The 16,351-nt window shown below is 70.7% G+C and carries 18 protein-coding genes; 6 read left to right on the plus strand and 12 right to left on the minus strand.

All coding sequences use genetic code 11. The features are described from left to right. Positions 1 to 133: 133 nt before the first annotated feature. From G1H10_RS17610 to G1H10_RS17650, 9 genes are all read right to left on the minus strand, one after another. Complete coding sequence (locus tag G1H10_RS17610) at positions 134 to 1,405, minus strand: bifunctional RNase H/acid phosphatase (protein ID WP_163740341.1); 1,272 nt, start codon at positions 1,403 to 1,405, stop codon at positions 134 to 136. Positions 1,406 to 1,410: 5 nt separating this feature from the next. Further along, a complete protein-coding gene (locus G1H10_RS17615; RefSeq protein ID WP_216853384.1) occupies positions 1,411 to 2,115 on the minus strand; it encodes a zinc ribbon domain-containing protein in 705 nt (234 codons plus the stop codon). Between the two features lie 28 nt (positions 2,116 to 2,143). Then, a complete protein-coding gene (locus G1H10_RS17620) occupies positions 2,144 to 3,325 on the minus strand; it encodes a Nif3-like dinuclear metal center hexameric protein (RefSeq protein ID WP_163740158.1) in 1,182 nt (393 codons plus the stop codon). After that, complete coding sequence (locus tag G1H10_RS17625; protein ID WP_163740160.1) at positions 3,301 to 4,086, minus strand: class I SAM-dependent methyltransferase; 786 nt, start codon at positions 4,084 to 4,086, stop codon at positions 3,301 to 3,303. Before G1H10_RS17625 ends, G1H10_RS17620 begins: the two co-directional genes overlap by 25 nt. Positions 4,087 to 4,276: 190 nt before the next feature. Next, a complete protein-coding gene (locus tag G1H10_RS17630) occupies positions 4,277 to 4,984 on the minus strand; it encodes a putative N-acetylmannosamine-6-phosphate 2-epimerase (protein WP_163740162.1) in 708 nt (235 codons plus the stop codon). Continuing rightward, positions 4,981 to 5,886 carry an ROK family protein gene (locus tag G1H10_RS17635; protein ID WP_163740164.1) on the minus strand — a complete coding sequence of 302 codons (906 nt, stop codon included), beginning with the start codon at positions 5,884 to 5,886 and terminating at the stop codon, positions 4,981 to 4,983. Before G1H10_RS17635 ends, G1H10_RS17630 begins: the two co-directional genes overlap by 4 nt. 54 nt (positions 5,887 to 5,940) lie before the next feature. Further along, positions 5,941 to 6,120, minus strand: a complete 180-nt coding sequence (locus tag G1H10_RS17640; protein WP_163740165.1) for a hypothetical protein — start codon at positions 6,118 to 6,120, stop codon at positions 5,941 to 5,943. Positions 6,121 to 6,122: 2 nt separating this feature from the next. After that, positions 6,123 to 6,779 (minus strand): DsbA family oxidoreductase, encoded by a 657-nt coding sequence (locus G1H10_RS17645; RefSeq protein WP_163740167.1) that lies wholly within the window; start codon positions 6,777 to 6,779, stop codon positions 6,123 to 6,125. A 71-nt stretch (positions 6,780 to 6,850) separates the two neighbouring features. Further along, positions 6,851 to 7,744 (minus strand): TIGR03564 family F420-dependent LLM class oxidoreductase, encoded by an 894-nt coding sequence (locus G1H10_RS17650; protein WP_163740169.1) that lies wholly within the window; start codon positions 7,742 to 7,744, stop codon positions 6,851 to 6,853. Positions 7,745 to 7,859: 115 nt separating this feature from the next. On the opposite strand from G1H10_RS17650, the gene G1H10_RS17655 reads away from it, so the two are divergent. Next, a complete protein-coding gene (locus G1H10_RS17655) occupies positions 7,860 to 8,813 on the plus strand; it encodes a LysR family transcriptional regulator (protein ID WP_163740171.1) in 954 nt (317 codons plus the stop codon). A gap of 103 nt (positions 8,814 to 8,916) precedes the next feature. On the opposite strand, the gene G1H10_RS17660 is transcribed toward G1H10_RS17655, so the two are convergent. From G1H10_RS17660 to G1H10_RS17670, 3 genes are all read right to left on the minus strand, one after another. Continuing rightward, a complete protein-coding gene (locus G1H10_RS17660) occupies positions 8,917 to 9,495 on the minus strand; it encodes a putative endonuclease domain-containing protein (RefSeq protein ID WP_163740173.1) in 579 nt (192 codons plus the stop codon). A gap of 299 nt (positions 9,496 to 9,794) precedes the next feature. Beyond that, positions 9,795 to 10,127: a hypothetical protein gene (locus G1H10_RS17665; protein ID WP_163740175.1), complete on the minus strand. Its 333-nt coding sequence runs from the start codon at positions 10,125 to 10,127 to the stop codon at positions 9,795 to 9,797. Next, positions 10,124 to 10,813 carry a hypothetical protein gene (locus tag G1H10_RS17670; protein WP_216853385.1) on the minus strand — a complete coding sequence of 230 codons (690 nt, stop codon included), beginning with the start codon at positions 10,811 to 10,813 and terminating at the stop codon, positions 10,124 to 10,126. The genes G1H10_RS17665 and G1H10_RS17670 overlap by 4 nt, the downstream gene beginning before the upstream one ends. 176 nt (positions 10,814 to 10,989) lie before the next feature. On the opposite strand from G1H10_RS17670, the gene mbhE reads away from it, so the two are divergent. From mbhE to G1H10_RS17695, 5 genes are read left to right on the plus strand one after another with little or no spacing between them, the layout of a single operon-like run. Further along, on the plus strand, positions 10,990 to 13,365 hold the full coding sequence (gene mbhE, locus G1H10_RS17675) for a hydrogen gas-evolving membrane-bound hydrogenase subunit E (RefSeq protein ID WP_163740176.1): 2,376 nt from the start codon (positions 10,990 to 10,992) through the stop codon (positions 13,363 to 13,365). Then, a complete protein-coding gene (locus G1H10_RS17680) occupies positions 13,362 to 13,922 on the plus strand; it encodes an MnhB domain-containing protein (protein ID WP_163740178.1) in 561 nt (186 codons plus the stop codon). The genes mbhE and G1H10_RS17680 overlap by 4 nt, the downstream gene beginning before the upstream one ends. Continuing rightward, positions 13,919 to 14,284 (plus strand): NADH-quinone oxidoreductase subunit K, encoded by a 366-nt coding sequence (locus tag G1H10_RS17685; protein ID WP_163740181.1) that lies wholly within the window; start codon positions 13,919 to 13,921, stop codon positions 14,282 to 14,284. The genes G1H10_RS17680 and G1H10_RS17685 overlap by 4 nt, the downstream gene beginning before the upstream one ends. Beyond that, a complete protein-coding gene (locus tag G1H10_RS17690; RefSeq protein WP_163740183.1) occupies positions 14,281 to 15,816 on the plus strand; it encodes a proton-conducting transporter transmembrane domain-containing protein in 1,536 nt (511 codons plus the stop codon). The genes G1H10_RS17685 and G1H10_RS17690 overlap by 4 nt, the downstream gene beginning before the upstream one ends. Then, positions 15,816 to 16,349, plus strand: coding sequence for a Na+/H+ antiporter subunit E (locus G1H10_RS17695; protein WP_163740185.1), 534 nt, complete (start codon positions 15,816 to 15,818; stop codon positions 16,347 to 16,349). Before G1H10_RS17690 ends, G1H10_RS17695 begins: the two co-directional genes overlap by 1 nt. The last annotated feature ends 2 nt before the right edge of the window (positions 16,350 to 16,351 follow it).

Raw genomic sequence — 16,351 nt, forward strand, 5'->3', positions numbered from 1 at the left:
GCACCCAGCATGCCGCTTCTGTTACCCGGAGAACAGCGTCCTAAAAGAGGGCCGCCCCGCAAGCGAACGACATCCCGGTCGCTCCGACGACCCCGATGTCTGCTTGTCCCTGCGGTCGTCGGGCGTTGCCAGGTCAGCGGCGGTGGTTGAACCCGGCCAGGGCAGCGGTGCCGTCGCTGAAATGCTGGATCTCGGTGACCGAGCCCGGCATGGGCTGCATCCGGAACATCGCCGTCGGCGGCGCCTCGAGCGTCAGCCGGACCAGCGAGCGGATCGGCAGCGAGTGGGTCACCACGACCACGGTCTGGCCCGGATGGTCGCGGACGATCCGGTCTTGTGCGGCCACCACCCGTGCGGCGACCTCATCCAGCGATTCGCCGCCAGGCGGCCGTGCCGAGGTGGAGCCGAACCATTCAGCCAGCTCGTCCGGGTAACGCTCGCTGATCTGCGCGAGGGTGAGCCCTTCCCAGGCGCCGAACTCGCATTCCCGCCACTCGGGCTCGATCACGATGTCGGCGGCACCGAGCCGGGCGGCGACCGCCTCCGCGGTCTGCTTGGTCCGCACCATCGGGGACGCCACCACCAGCGGCGGTTCGATCCCGGGCATCAGTCCGGAAGCGGCGGTGGCGTCCGTGGCCGCGCTGGTCTCCGCCTGTCCCGCCGGGACCCTGCCGTTGGCCGCCGGCAGCCGCAGGATCGCCTCGGAGCCCGTCAACAGCTCGGCCGCCCGTTTGGCCTGCCCGTGTCCGACCTCATCCAGCGGAGGTCCGTCGACGCTGCCACCGCTGAACACGTGTCCGCGGGTCATCGCGGTCTGGCCGTGCCGGACCAGGACGAGGGTCGTCGGCGGCGCCATGTCGGCCGACCACGGCGCCGGTGTGACGGCGGCCTCGCCGCTCCTCGTCGTGACCGGCGGCGTCGAACCGGCGTCCGTGACCGCTGACTCCGCACCGGCACCGGTCTCGCCTCGCGCGAGTTGTTCGGCCGTCGGCTGCGGCGTCGGCGTGCCGTCCAGGGCATCGTTGAGCAGCCGGTCCGCGTGCGCGTTCTGGGCGCGGGGCACCCAGGTGTACGTCACCGCGTCGGGCGGGAAGATCCGCTGCGCCCGCAGCGCCAGCGGCCGCATGTCCGGGTGCTTGATCTTCCACCGGCCGGACATCTGCTCGACCACCAGCTTCGAGTCCAGCCGCGCCTCCACCTCGGCGTGCGGATCGATCGCGTACGCCATTTCCAGGCCCGCGATCAGCCCTCGATACTCGGCGACGTTGTTGGTCGCCACGCCGATGCTCTCGCCGGCCTCGGCCAGCACGGCTCCGGACTCGGCGGCACGCACCAGCGCACCGAAGGCCGCTGGACCAGGATTGCCACGCGATCCGCCGTCGGCCTCGACGATCAGCCGCGACATGTCGCTCACAGACCGGAGTCGGGGACGCGAACCAGGATGCGCCGGCACTCGTCGTGCCGGATGACCACCTCGGGCGCGAAGCTGGCGATCCGTTTCACCTCCGCCGGGTCGAGCTGCATCTGGCAGCCCTCGCACATGCGACGCCGCAACGCCGCCGCACCGATGCCGCCCGACGAGGCACGGATCTTCTCGTACAGCGCGAGGAGTTCATCGGGAAGCTGCCCCGCCAGTTCGGCGCGCTGCGCGCGGGCCTCCTCGGCCTCCTGGTCGATCTCGGCCCACTTGGCATCCCGGTTCTGCTGCACCTCGCGGACCCGTTGCTCCGTCGTCTGACGCTGAGCGGTCAGCGCGTCGACCTCACCCTGGGCCTGCTCGAGCCGCTCCATGATCTCCAGCTCGGCGTCTTCCAGCTCGGACTGGCGCCGGTTGAGCGACTCGACCTCCCGCTGCAGACTCTCCAGCTCCTTCGGCGAGGAGACCTGCCCGGAGTCCAGCCGTTTCTGGTCGCGTGCCTTGCGCGTGCGCACCTGCTCCACGTCGGCGTCGGCACGCTTCTGTTCACGTTCCAGATCGCCCACCGTCGTCTGCGCCACGACCAGGGCGTCGCCCAGCCGGGTGTGCTCGGCGGCGATGCTCTGCACCTCGGCCACCTCCGGCAGCGTGGCGCGCCGGTGTGCCAACTGATCAAGCTTCAGGTCCAGCTTCTGCACGTCGAGGAGGCGGAGCTGGACTTCCGGGTCAACGTTCAGCAGTAGTCCCTTCCTCGGGCACGGCCGCCCCGGTGGGCCGGGACGGCTCGTGCAGCGTCCATGGATCTGTCGGTACCACGGATACGTGGGTCTCCACCCTAGTACCTTCCCCGGAGAGATCGGCTCGCAGCCGGTTGGCCGCGCGGACCAGCCACGGCCACTCCCCTGCCCAGTGCGCCACGTCGACGAGTGCGGGCCCTCCGTCGTCCATCGCCTCGGAGACCGGATGGTGCCGCAAGTCCCCGGTGACGTAGGCGTCCACGCCGGCTCGACGCGCGGCCTGGAGAAACGAGTCGCCGGCTCCGCCGCAGATCGCGACCTGGCGGATCTCCGCGTCCGGGTCCCCGGCCGCCCGCACTCCGGCGACCGTCGACGGCAGCGCACCGGCCACCCGCCGGACGAACTCGCGAAGCGTCTCCGGCTGCTCGAGCGTGCCGATCCGGCCCAGGCCAGTCGACGCGGGCAGCGCCGCCAGCTCGTAGATGTCGTAGGCCGGCTCCTCGTACGGATGCGCCGCGGTCAAGGCATCGACGACGGCGGCCCGAAGCCGGCGCGGTAACACCATCTCCAGCCGGAACTCCGCGACCTCTTCGATGTCGCCGACCCGCCCGATGGTCGGGTTCGCTCCGGCGCCGGGGCGGAACGTGCCGGTGCCCGAGGTCGTCCAGGCGCAGCGCTCGTAATTGCCGATCACACCGGCACCGGCCGCAGTCAGCGCGTCCAGCACTCGCCCGGCATCCGGCTCAGGCACGAAGACGATCAGCTTGTCCTGCTGCTCACCGGGATGCGGACTGAGAGGACGCAGATCCCGCAGGCCGATCGCGGCGGCGAGCGCGTCGTTCACCCCGTCGGCCGCGCTGTCCGCATTGGTGTGTGCGACGTACAGGGCGATGCCGTTGGAGATCAGGCGATGGACCAGGCGTCCCTTGGGCGTCGTCGCGGCCACCCCGTGCACCGGGCGCAGGAAGAGCGGGTGGTGTGTGACGATCAGGTCAGCGCCCCAGTCGATGGCCTCGTCGGCGACCACCGCCACCGGGTCGACGGCGAACAGCACGCGCCGCACCTCGGCGTCGGGATCGCCGCAGACCAGCCCGACGGCGTCCCATGACTCCGCCGTCGCGGGCGGGTAGTGCTGCTCCAACACGTTCAGAACATCCGCGAGCTTCGCCACAGCCGCCACCTTAGTTCAGGAGCCTCGACCCTCGACCGTGGGTCGATTGGCGAGCACGGCAAGCACACTCGGAAGCGTGGCGCGGTCTTCCCGGGGCTCGGTTGAGCCGGGCCCGGATGACTCATCCCCCATGCGTCCCGGTCCGGCTCGGCGACGCGGGCGATGCTCAGGCGGGCGGCGATGATGGCGTTGACGAGGTCCGCCAACGGCACGTGGCGCATGCCGACCCGATCACGGATGCCGCCGCCGTTCCACCATGGAGCGCGTTCGTGCCAGCCGGCGCGACGATACGTCGGGTGGATGATGCGCCGCTCGTCGTCGGCCCATTCGACGAACGGGCCGTTGAAGCACGGGTGCACGCCGTAGAAAAGGAACAGACCGCCGGGCACCAGGACCCGAGCCACCTCACCGACGGTGCCGCGGAAGTCGTCGACGTCGGTGGACACCCACGTCGCCACCACAGTCTCGAATGTGCCGTCGGCGAAGGGAAGCCGTGCGGCGTCCCCCCGGATCAGTGCGCGTGTCCGGCGCCGCGCGACGCGCAACTGGTCCGCCGAGATGTCGATACCGACGACGGTCCGCCCAGTAGACCGGAGAACATCGAGATACCGACCGGTGCCACATCCGAGATCCAGACAACGCCCCGTGCCCGGCCCCAGCAAGGCGCTCACGATGCGGCCGTGCTGTGACGCCGCCTCGGAGCTCCACTCGTCATACCACTCGGCGTGGCCGTCGTAGCGCGGGCGGTCGAGAACCGGCATTTCCCACCTCCGCGGAGGGCGATCACTGTGATCCACTGTAGCGGCGGGAGATTCCCGAACCGGCTGCCTTCTCTCTCAGCGAATCCGCGCGAGGCCGGTCCAGAGCAGTTGGAATGTCTCCGCCGGATCGTCGACCTTGACGATGCCGTGCGCCGCCAGCCGTGTCAGGCAGCGCTCCTGCTGCAAGACATCACGCGCCCGGCGCGCTCCCGCCCGCACCCGCACGAACAGCCCGCGTGATGCTCCGTGTGATCCACAGGGGCGAGGTGATCGCGTTTCCCACCACGACGGCATGCGCGCCCGCGCTCAACGCCCGGGTGACGTCCTCGGCGCAGCGGTACCGCCCTTCGGCCATCACCGGCACCGATGACCGGGCCACCAGCTGAGCGAGCAGGTCCAGGTCGGGACCATCGGTGGTGGACCCCGAACCCGTGAAGCCGGACAGCGTCGTCGCGATCGCATCCGCGCCGGCGTCGGCCGCGGCGAGCCCTTCGTCGACCGTGGCCACATCGGCCATCACCATCGCGGACGTCCGCGCGTGGACCGCCTTCGCCGCCTCGGCGAACGTGCTGCCGTCCGGGCGCGGCCGATCCGTCGCGTCGATCGCCACCACCGTCGCTCCCGCCTCCGCGGCCGCCACGGCATGCGCCACCGTCGGGGTGATCACCACCGGGCCCGGGCCGTCCTTGACCAGGCCGATGATCGGGACGTCCACAACGGCGGCGACCGCGACGATGTCGTCCACGCCGTTGACCCGGACGCCGACCGCGCCACCCCGCACAACGCCTGCGGCGACGCGCGCCTGCACGTACGCATCGCGCATGGGATCGTCCGGCTCGTCCGGCAGCGGCTGGCAGGACACCACCAGGCCACCACGTATCCGGTCCAGCGCGTTCACGCATCCTCCAAAGCCATCCGGGCCGCCCCGATCGCGACCGCGTGCGGACCAAGCTCTCCCGGCACCAGCCGGCATCGCGCATACGGCGCCAGCCGCTCCGCTTCGAAGGCCGTCGACGCGTGCACCATGAGGGACTCTGCCGCCCCGCCGGCCAGGACCACCACATCCGGATCCAGCAAGCCGACAACTCCGGCCACTGTCCGCCCGAGCACGTTTCCCGCCCGTTCGAGCACCCGGCGCGCGACCTCATCACCCTGCTGAGCACGACGCGCGACGTCCGCTCCGGACGCATCGATGCCGGTCGCCTCCGCGTAGGCCCGGCCGAGCGCGGTGCCGGAAGCCACGGCTTCGAGGTGGCCGGTCCGCCCGCAGCCACACGGATCCTTGGCGTCGGTGGCGACGACGTGTCCGATATCCAGCCCCGCGCCGCCACGTCCACGGCTGACGACACCCGCGTCGACCAACCCGCCGCCCACACCTGTGCCTACGGCGGCGAGCAGCACTGTCGAGCAGGCGCGACCGGCACCGACCCACCACTCGCCCAGCGCGGCAGCGTTCACATCGTTGTCCACCACGGTTCGGCGACCCGTACGGCCGGCAAGCTCGTCGCGTAGCCGCGTTCCCGCCCATCCCGGGAGGCTGGCGGTGGCATAACGAACGACGCCGGTCGACGGGTCGATCGTGCCCGCACTGCCCACCCCGAGCGGGGCATCCGGGGCAACGTCGAGCTCGGCCACCAGGCGTGCCGCATCGTCCAGCACCGACCGCGGACCCGACCGCGCGGGCGTGGGAGCTCGCCGCTCGGCGACGACCGTGCCATCGCCGGCGACGAGAGCCGCCAGCAGTTTCGTGCCACCGATGTCCAGGCCGATGACCGGACGAGACGCGAGGTCAGTAGACATGACCGTCATCGTCTCAAGGGCCGGTCGGCACTCGCGTCCCGGTATCGCCGCGCATCAGGCGGATGGCTGCCGCTCCGAGCCGTCGCTGTCCAGGTCGACGTCCCGCTCGTCGTCGGCCCGCAGGTCGTGCCGTTCGGCGGTGCTCGCGCCCGGGACCGCACACACACCATCGACGCATACACCCGCGGTCTCGTCGCCGACGACCACAAGTCCGGAGTACTTCTCATCCGGCATGATCACAGCTCCTTCGAGGCGACACGTTCGAGCACGTCGGTGAAGACGTCGGACGGCTGCGCACCGGAGACTCCGACGCGCTCATCGAACACGTAGAACGGCACACCCCGGATGCCCATCGCGTGCGCCTGAGCGATGTCGGCGGCGACGTCGTCCGCGTACTTCCCCGACTCCAGCGCATCCCGGGCGGCCGCCAGATCCATCCCGATCTCCTCCGCCAGCGCCACCAGCTCGTCAACCCGGCCCACGTGCCTGCCCTGCTCGAAGTAGGCCTTGAGCAGCCGCTCCTTCAGGTCGGCTTGCCGGCCCAGGGTCTTGGCATGGTGGAGGAGTTCGTGCGCCTTGAGCGTCTTGGTGTGTTGGAGGGCGTCGTAGTCGAACGCCAGCCCTTCCTCGGCGGCGAGGGCGGTCATCTGGGTGAGCATCTGCTCGACCTGCGCGTGCGGCATGCCCTTATGCCGGGCCAGGAAGTCCACCTCGGAGCCGGAGAAGTCCACCGGCGTGTCCGGAGCCAGCTCGAACGAGTGGAACTCGATCACCGCCTCCCCGTCGAAGCTCTGCAGCGCTCGCTCCAGCCGGCGCTTGCCGACGTAACACCACGGGCAGGCCACATCGGACCAGATATCGATCTTGATCGGCGAGTCGGCGGAAGAGTTCATATGGATACTCAACCGCCGTACCGGACGCCGCATTCCGCGCCGGCGAGCGGACGGGCGGTGCGCGCTTGTCCTCACGTGGCGAGCACGGCCAGCGTGCGGTCCTTCTCCTCCGCCGACCCGACCGGGGTCGCGAGGAACTCGGTGACTCCGACATCTGCGAACCGCTGGATCGCACGCCGCACGGTGGCCTCGTCACCGGCGATGACGGTGTCGCCCGGACCTGCCATGCCTTGCAGCTCGAAGATCGCACGGTAGCTGGGTAGCTCTCCCGCCGCCTTCAGCTCGTCGCTCACGCGCGCACGGACGCCGTCGGGATCGTCGGTCACGCACACCGGCGCCTGCGCCACGACCTCCGGCGACGCGCGACCGGCCCGCTCGGCGGCCCGCAGCAGCGAAGGCAGCAGCCGCTCCCCCAGCGCACGCGGACCCGCCCATGTGGTGATGACGCCGTCGGCCAGCTCTCCGGTCAGCTCCAACATCCGCGGGCCCAAGGCGGACACCAGCACCGTCGGCGGCTGTGCACCCGGCAGGTCCAGCTGACCGGCGGCGGTCCAATGCTCGCCGCGGTAGTCCACCGGTTCGCCACGAAGCAACGGCATCAGCGCGGACAGGTACTCGCGCATGTTCCGTGCCGGTGCGGTGAACGGCCGGCCGTACTGACCCTCGATGATGGGCGCGTGGCTCGGACCGAGCCCCAACGCCAGGCGCCCGCCGCTTGCCGCCTGAATGGTGAGCGCCTGCGCCGCCAAGGCCAGCGGGTGCCGCGGGTACGTCCGCACGATCGCGGTACCGAGCCGCACCTCGGGCACCTCTCGCGCGATGACAGCGAGCACCGTCAGCGGATCCCAGGTACCCACCTCCCCGAACCACAACGTCGCATATCCCGTTTTCCCGGCGCTTCGCGCCGCCGTCGTGATCTCCGGCATGCTCAGTCCCGAGATGTCCAGCCAGGTTCCAATCCGCACCGCTGTCCTCCGTGTCCTCGATCCCTTACGTGTCACTCGCTAGTGAAGCGGACGGAATGCGGCGCACCAAGATTCAGTTGTCCCGTGCAGCGATAACGGATCATGATCGTCTGACGTGAGAGGGGGCCCAGGCGTGGAACTGCGCCAGTTGCGGTACTTCGTGACGGTCGCCGAGGAACTGCACTTCGGCCGGGCTGCGGAACGCCTGCATATCGTCCAGCCCGCCGTCAGCCAACAGGTTCGGCGTCTGGAGCGGGAGCTCGGAGTGACGCTGCTGGACCGGTCACCGCGGCAGGTACGACTCACCCGCCATGGTGAGCGGCTGCTCCCTGAGGCCCGTGCCGCGATCGCCGCCGCGGACCGAGTCTCCGCCGTCGCGGCCGGGCTATCCACCGCCGGCCGCTGCGTCCTGAAGATCGGCACGGGTCCCGGCCTGAGCGGGCGGCTGGTCCGAGGCCTGGAAGCACTGCGCCGGCTGGTACCGGAGACCGAAGTCGAGATCGACAGTCGTCCGGTCGCCGAGCAGCTCGAGGCAGTGCGCACCGGCGAACTCGACGTCGCTCTCGTCCGTGCCGGCGACGACAGCCCCCTGGTGGACGCGCAGACGCTACGTTCGACACCGCTGTGGCGGGAACCGGTCCAGGTCGCCATCACAGCCGCACATCCGCTGGCGAACGGCGTCTCGGTACGGCTCGACCAGCTGGCAGCCGTGCCGGCCCGGATGCCGCGTGACACGTGCGATCCGCTCATCCGCGGATTCTTCCTGGACGCCTGCCGCCGCGCCGGTTTCGAACCGCGGGTAGGCCGCCCCGCAGGCGCACTGCACGACACGCTGCTGGAGCTCGGCGCCGGATCACCCGCGTGGACGTTCGTCTACGGCGACGCCGCGGGCCTGGCCGGCACCGATCGAGTCGCGGTCCTCCCGGTCGAGCCGGTGCCGACGATCACCGGCTCGCTGATCACCTCCGCCACCAGGTCGACCGCGTGCGTCGAGGTCTTGCGGCACGCCTTCTCCACCGGTCAGCCCGCGCTTCCGGCCCCCGCGCTTACGGCCCCCGTGGTCTCGTAGCCGAGCTCGATGAAGACGAGTTTGTGGCGTCAGAACCCACCAATCTCGTCTTCACCAAACGGCGCGGCCGTGGTTGACCTAGCCGAGGGCGGCGAGGTCGGACCTAACCGAGTTCTGCCGCACGGTAGGCGGCCTCGATCTCGGCCAGTAGGCCGGCAGGGTCCTCCCGGATCCGCTGTGGCGTCACCGGCAGCACGCGCCATCCGAGCCTGGCGTACTCGGCGCGGCGACGCTCGGTCCGGCCGGGCGCGTCGCCGAACCCGTGGAAGGACCGTGAGTCGACCTCGATGACGAGCCTTACCTCGGGCCAGCACGCGTCGGGATAGATGCCGCGCGCACCGGGCAGCGGACGATTCCAGCGCGGCTCCGGCAGGAGCGAACTGGAAGCGATCAGATCCCGCAACTCGCACTCGGGCGCCGAACGACACCCAGCCCGCAGGTCCTGCAGGACGCGGCGCGGGAGCGCCGTATGCCGGCGACCTGCCTCGTCGAGCGCCTTCACCAGGTCATCGAGAGAACAGGCGTGGCGTTGCACCGCTTCGCACATCAGCGCGCGCACGTTCCGGAGCGCCTGCGCCTCGTGCGAGCGACCGTTCCGGCACGCCGGGCATCCGTGCTGTTGTGCGCATGTCGGTGTCCAATCGGCGGGCAAGATCCGCGGCTTGGTGATGGTGTCGATCACCGCATGCGCCGTCGGTGCTACCGGGATCACTCAAGGTGATCGCCCAGCGCGACCTCGCCGCCTGAGCGACCTCGCCCCGCATGAGCGACGGCGCCACCAGCTACGGTTCCGACGCCACCAGCCATGACGGCGCCACCGGCCATGGCGTCGGAACGCGTCCACTCGGTCGAGGCGCGGCGCGTCCGGCGATAGCCCTCGGGGTAGCGAGTCGCTCATACGCGCGCCGACAGCCGCTCCGCGACGCCGAGCCCATCAGAACAGAAGATCCAGCCTGTGGTACTAGGCGCCCGCCCAGGTGCTCAGACGGAGAGCAGCCGATCGAAGAACGTCCGATAGCGCTGCAACGCCTGGCGCAAGTCCTCGGTCGAAGGCTCACGGCCAGCGGACCACTCCCCTTCGAGCCGTTCCCTTTCCTCGTCGAAGGTACTCCTGAGCCGGTCCAGCACGTCCTCGACCAGCTCACGCGCTTCTTGCACCGCCCGCCGGGGGTCATCGACGAACGCCGACTGGGCGTCGTGCCAGCGTCGATGCAACTCGTCCACGCCGTCGACGAGGCCGGGTCCTTCTCCGGTCTCGCTCTCCGCCACCGCTTCGACCGGCGAGGTGGCCGGGTAGTCGTCTTCCGGTCTCATCGCGGGCGGTCCCCTCGGTGCAATCCGTGCGACTGTTCCCGGGTCTCGCCGTCCCGCGAGCGCCCTTCCGCTTCCGTGGTGCGGTTCCCGGCGTCCGACGCCGTCCGATCGCCGGTGTCCGACGCCGTCCGGCCGGAGGCATCGCGGTCGGTGTCCGAACGGTCGTCATGGATCATCTTGTCGAACAGGGCGCGATAATGGACGAACGCCTCGCGCAGTTCCTCGGTCGTCGCCTGCGGACCCATGCGCCGCACGGCGTTGGCCTTCCGATAATGGTCGACGATCTCCGGGTAGTCGGCCGAGACCATGTCCGCCCGCTCGACGAAGTCGTCCACCGGGTAGCCACGCTCGGCCATCACGGTGACGATCAGATCGTCGGCGGCGGCCACGGCCGGCCCCGGTTCGTCGACGAACTGGCCCTGGATCACCTCCCAATCCGCCGCGTACCGGCGCTGCGAGTCCGGGGAGAGCGGCACCACCTCGACCCGGTCCCGACGGTCCGCGATGTCATCCAACTCGGCTTCGGCGTCCCGGCGATCACGTGTGCCTTCGACCGCCCGGTCATACTCCGGGCCGAACCGCTTCTTCAGCTGGGCGGAACGCCGACGGGTCACGATCACATACGTGACCGCCGCGACGACGAGCACGACCAGCACCAGCAGGACGATCCACATCCACGTGTCCATGGCTTCCTTTCTTGTGAGCCGCCTCCGGCCCACCGCCGGAGCGCATACCCCGCCAGACCCGAACAAAACCGCCCACATCGCCCAAGGCAGGTGAATGCCGCGGCCGCACCGGCCGCAGGCCGAGCACGGTTGCCGTTCCGTTTGGCGAGAACGGTTGCGGGTATGGCCGCTTCTACATGGTCGCGCTGCTCGCCCTGCACCTCCTTGCGGCCGTGGCGGTCTGGCGACTGTCACGGCACATCGGCGCCCGTTCAGCTCTGATCGGGGCCATCGCCCCCGCCGTGACATTGGGCTGGCTGCTCTACCAGGCGCCGGATGTGCTCGACGGGCGGCCCACGGCAACCACCATGACCTGGGCACCCGAACTGGGGTTGAGCCTGCCGCTCCGGCTCGACGGCCTCGCACTCCTGACCGCCATGGTCATCGCCGCCGTCGGAATGCTGGTGCTGCAGTACTCCCGCCACTATCTGGCCGGTCGGCACGACGGCCTGGCCAGGCTGCTGGTGGTGCTCGTCCTCTTCGCCGGGTCGATGCTCGGGCTGGTCCTCGCCGACCACGTGCTCGCGCTGTACGTGTTCTGGGAACTGACCACTGTCTGCTCGTTCCTGCTGATCGGCGCCGCGGACCGGGAGAGCCGCCGGGCCGCGATGCAGGCCCTGGTGGTCACCAGCGGCGGTGGCTTCGCGATGCTGCTGGGACTGCTCATGCTCGGCGAGCAGGCCGGCGACTACCGGATATCCGCCATCCTGGCCGCGCCTCCGTCCGGCCCGTGGGTGGAGGCCGCACTGGTCCTGATCCTGGTCAGCGCCGTCGCCAAATCCGCTCAGGTCCCGCTGACCGGCTGGCTCTCCGCCGCGATGGTGGCGCCCACCCCGGTCAGCGCGTACCTGCACGCCGCGGCGATGGTGAAGGCCGGCGTCTACCTGGTGGCCCGGTTCGCACCGGCATTCGAGGCGACGGCCGCCTGGCGGCCGATCGTGATCGTCGTCGGTCTGACCACGCTGATCGGCTCCGGCTGGTGGGCGCTGACCCAGCACGATCTCAAACGGCTGCTCGCCTTCGGCACCGCCAGCCAGCTCGGCCTGATGTTCGTGCTGCTCGGGGCGGGAACCCGTACCGCCGCTCTGGCCGGAGCGACGATGCTGCTCGCGCACGCGGCGTTCAAGTCCACGCTGTTCCTGGTGGTCGGCGCGATCGAGCATGAGGCCGGCACCCGCGACCGGCGTGATCTGTCCGGTGTGCGACACACCGCGCCGGCTCTGGTCGCCGTCGCCGCAGTGGCGTGCGTCTCGATGGCAGGGCTGCCGCCGACCCTCGGCTATCTGGGCAAGGAAGCCGCCTACGAGGCGTTCGTCGAGCCCTACCCGGCCGGCGAGTGGATCCTCGCGGGCATGGTCGCCGGGTCGGCGCTGACCGTCGCCTACACCCTGCGGTTCCTCGCCTCGCTGCTGGTGGACCGGGACGCCGACAGATTTCCGGCGCGGGCTCCCGGACCGGGCTTCACCGCCGCGCCCGCCGTGCTCAGCGGCGCCGGTCTGGCCCTGGGCCTGGCACCGCCGGTGGCCGACGACCTCGCCCGGCTGCACGCCCGCGCCTACAGCGCCACCGCCGACACCCACTACGAGCTGGCGCTCTGGCATGGTTTCACGCCGGCGCTGGCGCTCTCCGTCGTCACGGTCGCGCTCGGCGTCGCGGTGTTCATGGCGACGCACGTCCTCGTCCCGCGTGCCCGCTCCTTCGGCGGCACGGTAGCGGTCTCCGACCGGGCGTCGACGGCGAGCGCAGCCCTGGCCTCGGCGATCCGCACGGCGATCACCCGCACGCACACCGGTTCGCTGCCCCGCTACACGGCGATCGTGCTCCTCAGCGTCCTCGTCGTGCCCACCGCGGCGATGCTCGCCGACGACGTCTCACTCGCCTCCATCCGGCTGTGGGACCGGACCTCGCAAGGCCTGGTGGGCGCCGCCACCATCGCCGCCTGCATCGCCGCGGCCGCGATTCGGCACCGGATCACCGCGATCCTGCTGGTCTCCGCCGTCGGATACCTGGTGGCCGTGCTGTTCGCCATCCACGGCGCGCCCGAGCTGGCCCTCACCCAGGTGCTCGTGGAGACCCTCACGGTACTGGTGATCCTGCTCGTCCTCCGCCGGAGCTCGGAACGTGCCGCCGCGTCGCCGCCGCTGCGCCAGAGCGGCCGGGCCGCGGTGGCCTTGGCGGTCGGCGCGGCCATGACGGTCGTCGCGCTGGCCGTCACCTCCAACCACACCCCGTCGCGGGTGGTGGACGACTTCTTCACCGCCACCGAGGAGGCCGGCGCCTCGAACGTGGTGAACACCGTGCTCACCGACGTCCGTGCGCTGGACACCATCGGCGAGGTCACCGTCTTGACGGTCACCGCCACCGGCGTCGTCAGCCTCGTGCTGGTCCGGCGCCGGACCGGAGGACCTCCCCGGCCCACCGACACCAGACACAACGACACCAGACACAGCGGCACCAGACACAGCGGCACCAGACACAGCGACGACGACGCGACATCCGCCGAGGAACGATGACGACCGACCGAACACCCCACGGCCAGAGCGACAAGCCGCAGCCGGGACGGCAGGAGCCCCGGCAACGGTTGCTGCCCGCCGCGCACCACGAGCCACCGACTCGCCGCTCGGTGCTGCTCGAGGTGGTCACCCGGGTCCTCTACCCGAGCGTGCTGGTCGTGGCTGCCTACATGGTGGTGGCCGGCGAGCACCGCACCGGCGGCGGGTTCCCGGCCGGGCTGGTGGTCGGGGCCGGCCTGTCGCTGCGTTTCCTCGCCGGTGGGCCGCACGAGTTCGGCTCCGCCATGCCGATCAATCCGGCCAGCCTGCTCGGTACCGGACTCGCCGTGATGGCGGGCTACGGACTGGTGGGCGAACTGGCCGGCGACGGAGCGCTGTCCAGCACCACCTGGTCGGTGGACCTGCCGGTCTTCGGCCACCTCGAGGGATCCACGGCGATGATCTTCGACGCCGGCGTGGCCATCCTCGTCGTCGGCCTGGTGGTGGACGTGCTGCGCGTCATGGGGCCGGGCGTCGCTCCCGATGATCAAGAACCGGAGGAGGAGGACCAGCCGTGAACGCCACGAATCTTTCCCTGGCGCTGACGATCGGCGTTCTCTACGCGTGCGGCAGCTACCTTTTGATGCAGCGTGCGCTGCTGCGCGTCGTGCTCGGCTTCGTCCTCTTCGGGCACGGCGCGAACCTGCTCCTGCTGCTCGCCGGAGGCGAGGCCCGGCCCGTGCCGCACGCCGGGACCACGGCACCCGGGGAAGCATCCGACCCGCTGCCACAGGCGATGGCGATCACCGCGGTGGTAATCACCTTCGGTACCACCGCGCTGCTGCTGGCGCTGGTCCACCGCGCGATCGTGTTGCACGGTGATGACCTGCACGCCAGCCACACGCTGCCGCCGCCGGCCGGCAAGGGTGATCAACCGTGAACGGCGCCGTACCTCTGCTGGTGCTGGGCCCGCTGCTCGGCTCGGCGGTATCGCTGCTGCTGGGTCCGTGGCCGCGGCTCCAGCGCGCGCTGGGCGCGGTGGTGCTGACCGGATCGCTCGCGGTGGCGGCGAGCCTGCTGGTGGCCGCGGACGACACCGGTCCGGTGGTGGCCCGGCTGAGCGGCTGGGACGCTCCCGCCGGCATCACCCTGGTGGCCGACCGGCTGTCCGCGCTGGTGCTGACGATCGCATTGGCCATCTGTCTGGCGATCTTCGGCTACGCCATCGGGCAGGGTTCCGCGGAGGACCGCGTCGAACACGTGCCGTCCGTGTTCCATCCGACGTATCTCGCCCTCGTGGCCGGGATCAACATGGCACTGCTCAGCGGTGATCTGTTCAACCTCTTCGTCGGGCTCGAGGTGATGCTGGCGTCGTCCTACGTGCTCATCACCCTCGGCGCCACATCCGAGCGGGTCCGGCTCGGGGCGATGTACATCGTGATCAGTCTGGGCGCCTCCATCGGGCTGCTCACCACGGTGGCACTGTTCTACGCCACCACCGGCACGGTCAACCTGGCCGACCTCTCCACCGTGCTCTCGGACGTGCCTCCCCCGGTGCGGACGGCCCTGCAGCTGATGCTGCTCCTGACGCTGGCCACCAAGGCCGCCGTGGTGCCGCTGCACATGTGGCTGCCGGACAGTTATCCGAGCGCGCCCGCGCCGATCACCGCGCTGTTCGCCGCATTACTCACCAAGATCGCGGTGTATGCCCTGATCCGCACCCAGACGTTGCTGTTCCCGCGCGAGGAGCCGTGGCTGCTGCTCCTGGTCCTCGCCGGCGCCACCATGCTGGTCGGCGTCGTCGGCGGGCTGGTGCAGGACGACGCCAACCGGCTGCTGAGCTTCCTGCTCGTCGGCCATATCGGCTACATGCTGTTCGGGCTCGCCCTCGCCTCCGCGGAGGGCCTGCGCGGCAGCATCATCTATCTCGTCCACCACATGACCGCGCAGGCCGCCCTCTTCCTCGTCATCGACCTCGCACAGCGACGACGCGGCAGCACGTCACTGAGCGAACTGGGCCGAGCGACCGCCGCCGCGCCGGCGCTGTCCGGGCTCATCCTGATCGCGGCGCTGAACTTCGGCAGCGTTCCGCCGCTGGCCGGCTTCGTCGCGAAGCTCGCGCTGCTCCAGGCCGCCGTCACGGACGGGACCGCCGCCGTGATGGCGGTCGCGGCCGTCGCCGTTCTCGCGGCTCTGCTGACGCTTGCCGTGATGGGCCGGATCTTCGTCCAGCTCTACTGGGGTGCGCCGCCGGCCGAGCTGTCCGAACCGGACGGTGACGCCATCGACGTGCATAGCCGGACCTCGATGCGACTGATGCGCGGCTCGACCACAGTGGTGGTGTCCGCCGGGATCGTGCTCGCGGCGGCCGCGGGGCCGCTGGCCGCCGTCACCGGCCGAGCCGCCGAGGACCTGACCGTGCGCACGCCGTACCAGGAGGCCGTCCTGGGTGACCTCGGAGGGCTGCCGTGATGACGCGCCGGATCGGAGACCGCATCCTGCTCGGAACGTGGTTGCTCGTGCTGTGGTGCCTGCTCTGGGGCCGGCTGAGCGCCGCCGTGGTCGCCTCCGGAGTGGTGGTCGCGGCGCTGGCCCTGGCCGCCGCCCGGCTTCCGGTGCTACCCGTCGCGTTGCGACCACGCTGGCACCGGCTGCCGGGCGCACTGGTCAGCCTGCTCGTCGACGTCGCCAGGTCCAGCGTCGAGGTCGCCGCCGCCGCGCTCTCCCGCCGGACCCCGCGCGCCGCCGTCATCAAGGTCACCTTGTCGCAGATCACCGACGTCCAGGCGACGATCGTCGCCAACCGGATCTCACTGGTGCCCGGCACGCTCGTCATCGACCTCGATCTGGACCTGGAGCGGGACGAGGACACGCTGTACGTCTACGTGGTTCCGGTGCGGGACGCCGACGACGCGCGGAACAAGGAACGACACGCGGTACAGATGGCCGAGCAGACCATCCAACTGTTCAGCGCCGCGAACCCCCAGCCGAGGAACGGAGGCTGACC

This window comes from Phytoactinopolyspora halotolerans, assembly GCF_010550675.1.
Taxonomy (GTDB): domain Bacteria; phylum Actinomycetota; class Actinomycetes; order Jiangellales; family Jiangellaceae; genus Phytoactinopolyspora; species Phytoactinopolyspora halotolerans.

Coding starts and splice junctions, on each gene's coding strand:
- G1H10_RS17635 (WP_163740164.1), bottom strand. CDS start 5,886: ATGTCTACTGACCTCGCGTCTCGTCCGGTCATCGGCCTGGACATCGGT.
- G1H10_RS17680 (WP_163740178.1), top strand. CDS start 13,362: ATGACGACCGACCGAACACCCCACGGCCAGAGCGACAAGCCGCAGCCG.
- G1H10_RS17670 (WP_216853385.1), bottom strand. CDS start 10,813: ATGGACACGTGGATGTGGATCGTCCTGCTGGTGCTGGTCGTGCTCGTC.
- G1H10_RS17665 (WP_163740175.1), bottom strand. CDS start 10,127: ATGAGACCGGAAGACGACTACCCGGCCACCTCGCCGGTCGAAGCGGTG.
- G1H10_RS17695 (WP_163740185.1), top strand. CDS start 15,816: ATGACGCGCCGGATCGGAGACCGCATCCTGCTCGGAACGTGGTTGCTC.
- G1H10_RS17645 (WP_163740167.1), bottom strand. CDS start 6,779: ATGAACTCTTCCGCCGACTCGCCGATCAAGATCGATATCTGGTCCGAT.
- G1H10_RS17640 (WP_163740165.1), bottom strand. CDS start 6,120: ATGCCGGATGAGAAGTACTCCGGACTTGTGGTCGTCGGCGACGAGACC.
- G1H10_RS17610 (WP_163740341.1), bottom strand. CDS start 1,405: ATGTCGCGGCTGATCGTCGAGGCCGACGGCGGATCGCGTGGCAATCCT.
- mbhE (WP_163740176.1), top strand. CDS start 10,990: ATGGTCGCGCTGCTCGCCCTGCACCTCCTTGCGGCCGTGGCGGTCTGG.
- G1H10_RS17625 (WP_163740160.1), bottom strand. CDS start 4,086: ATGCCGGTTCTCGACCGCCCGCGCTACGACGGCCACGCCGAGTGGTAT.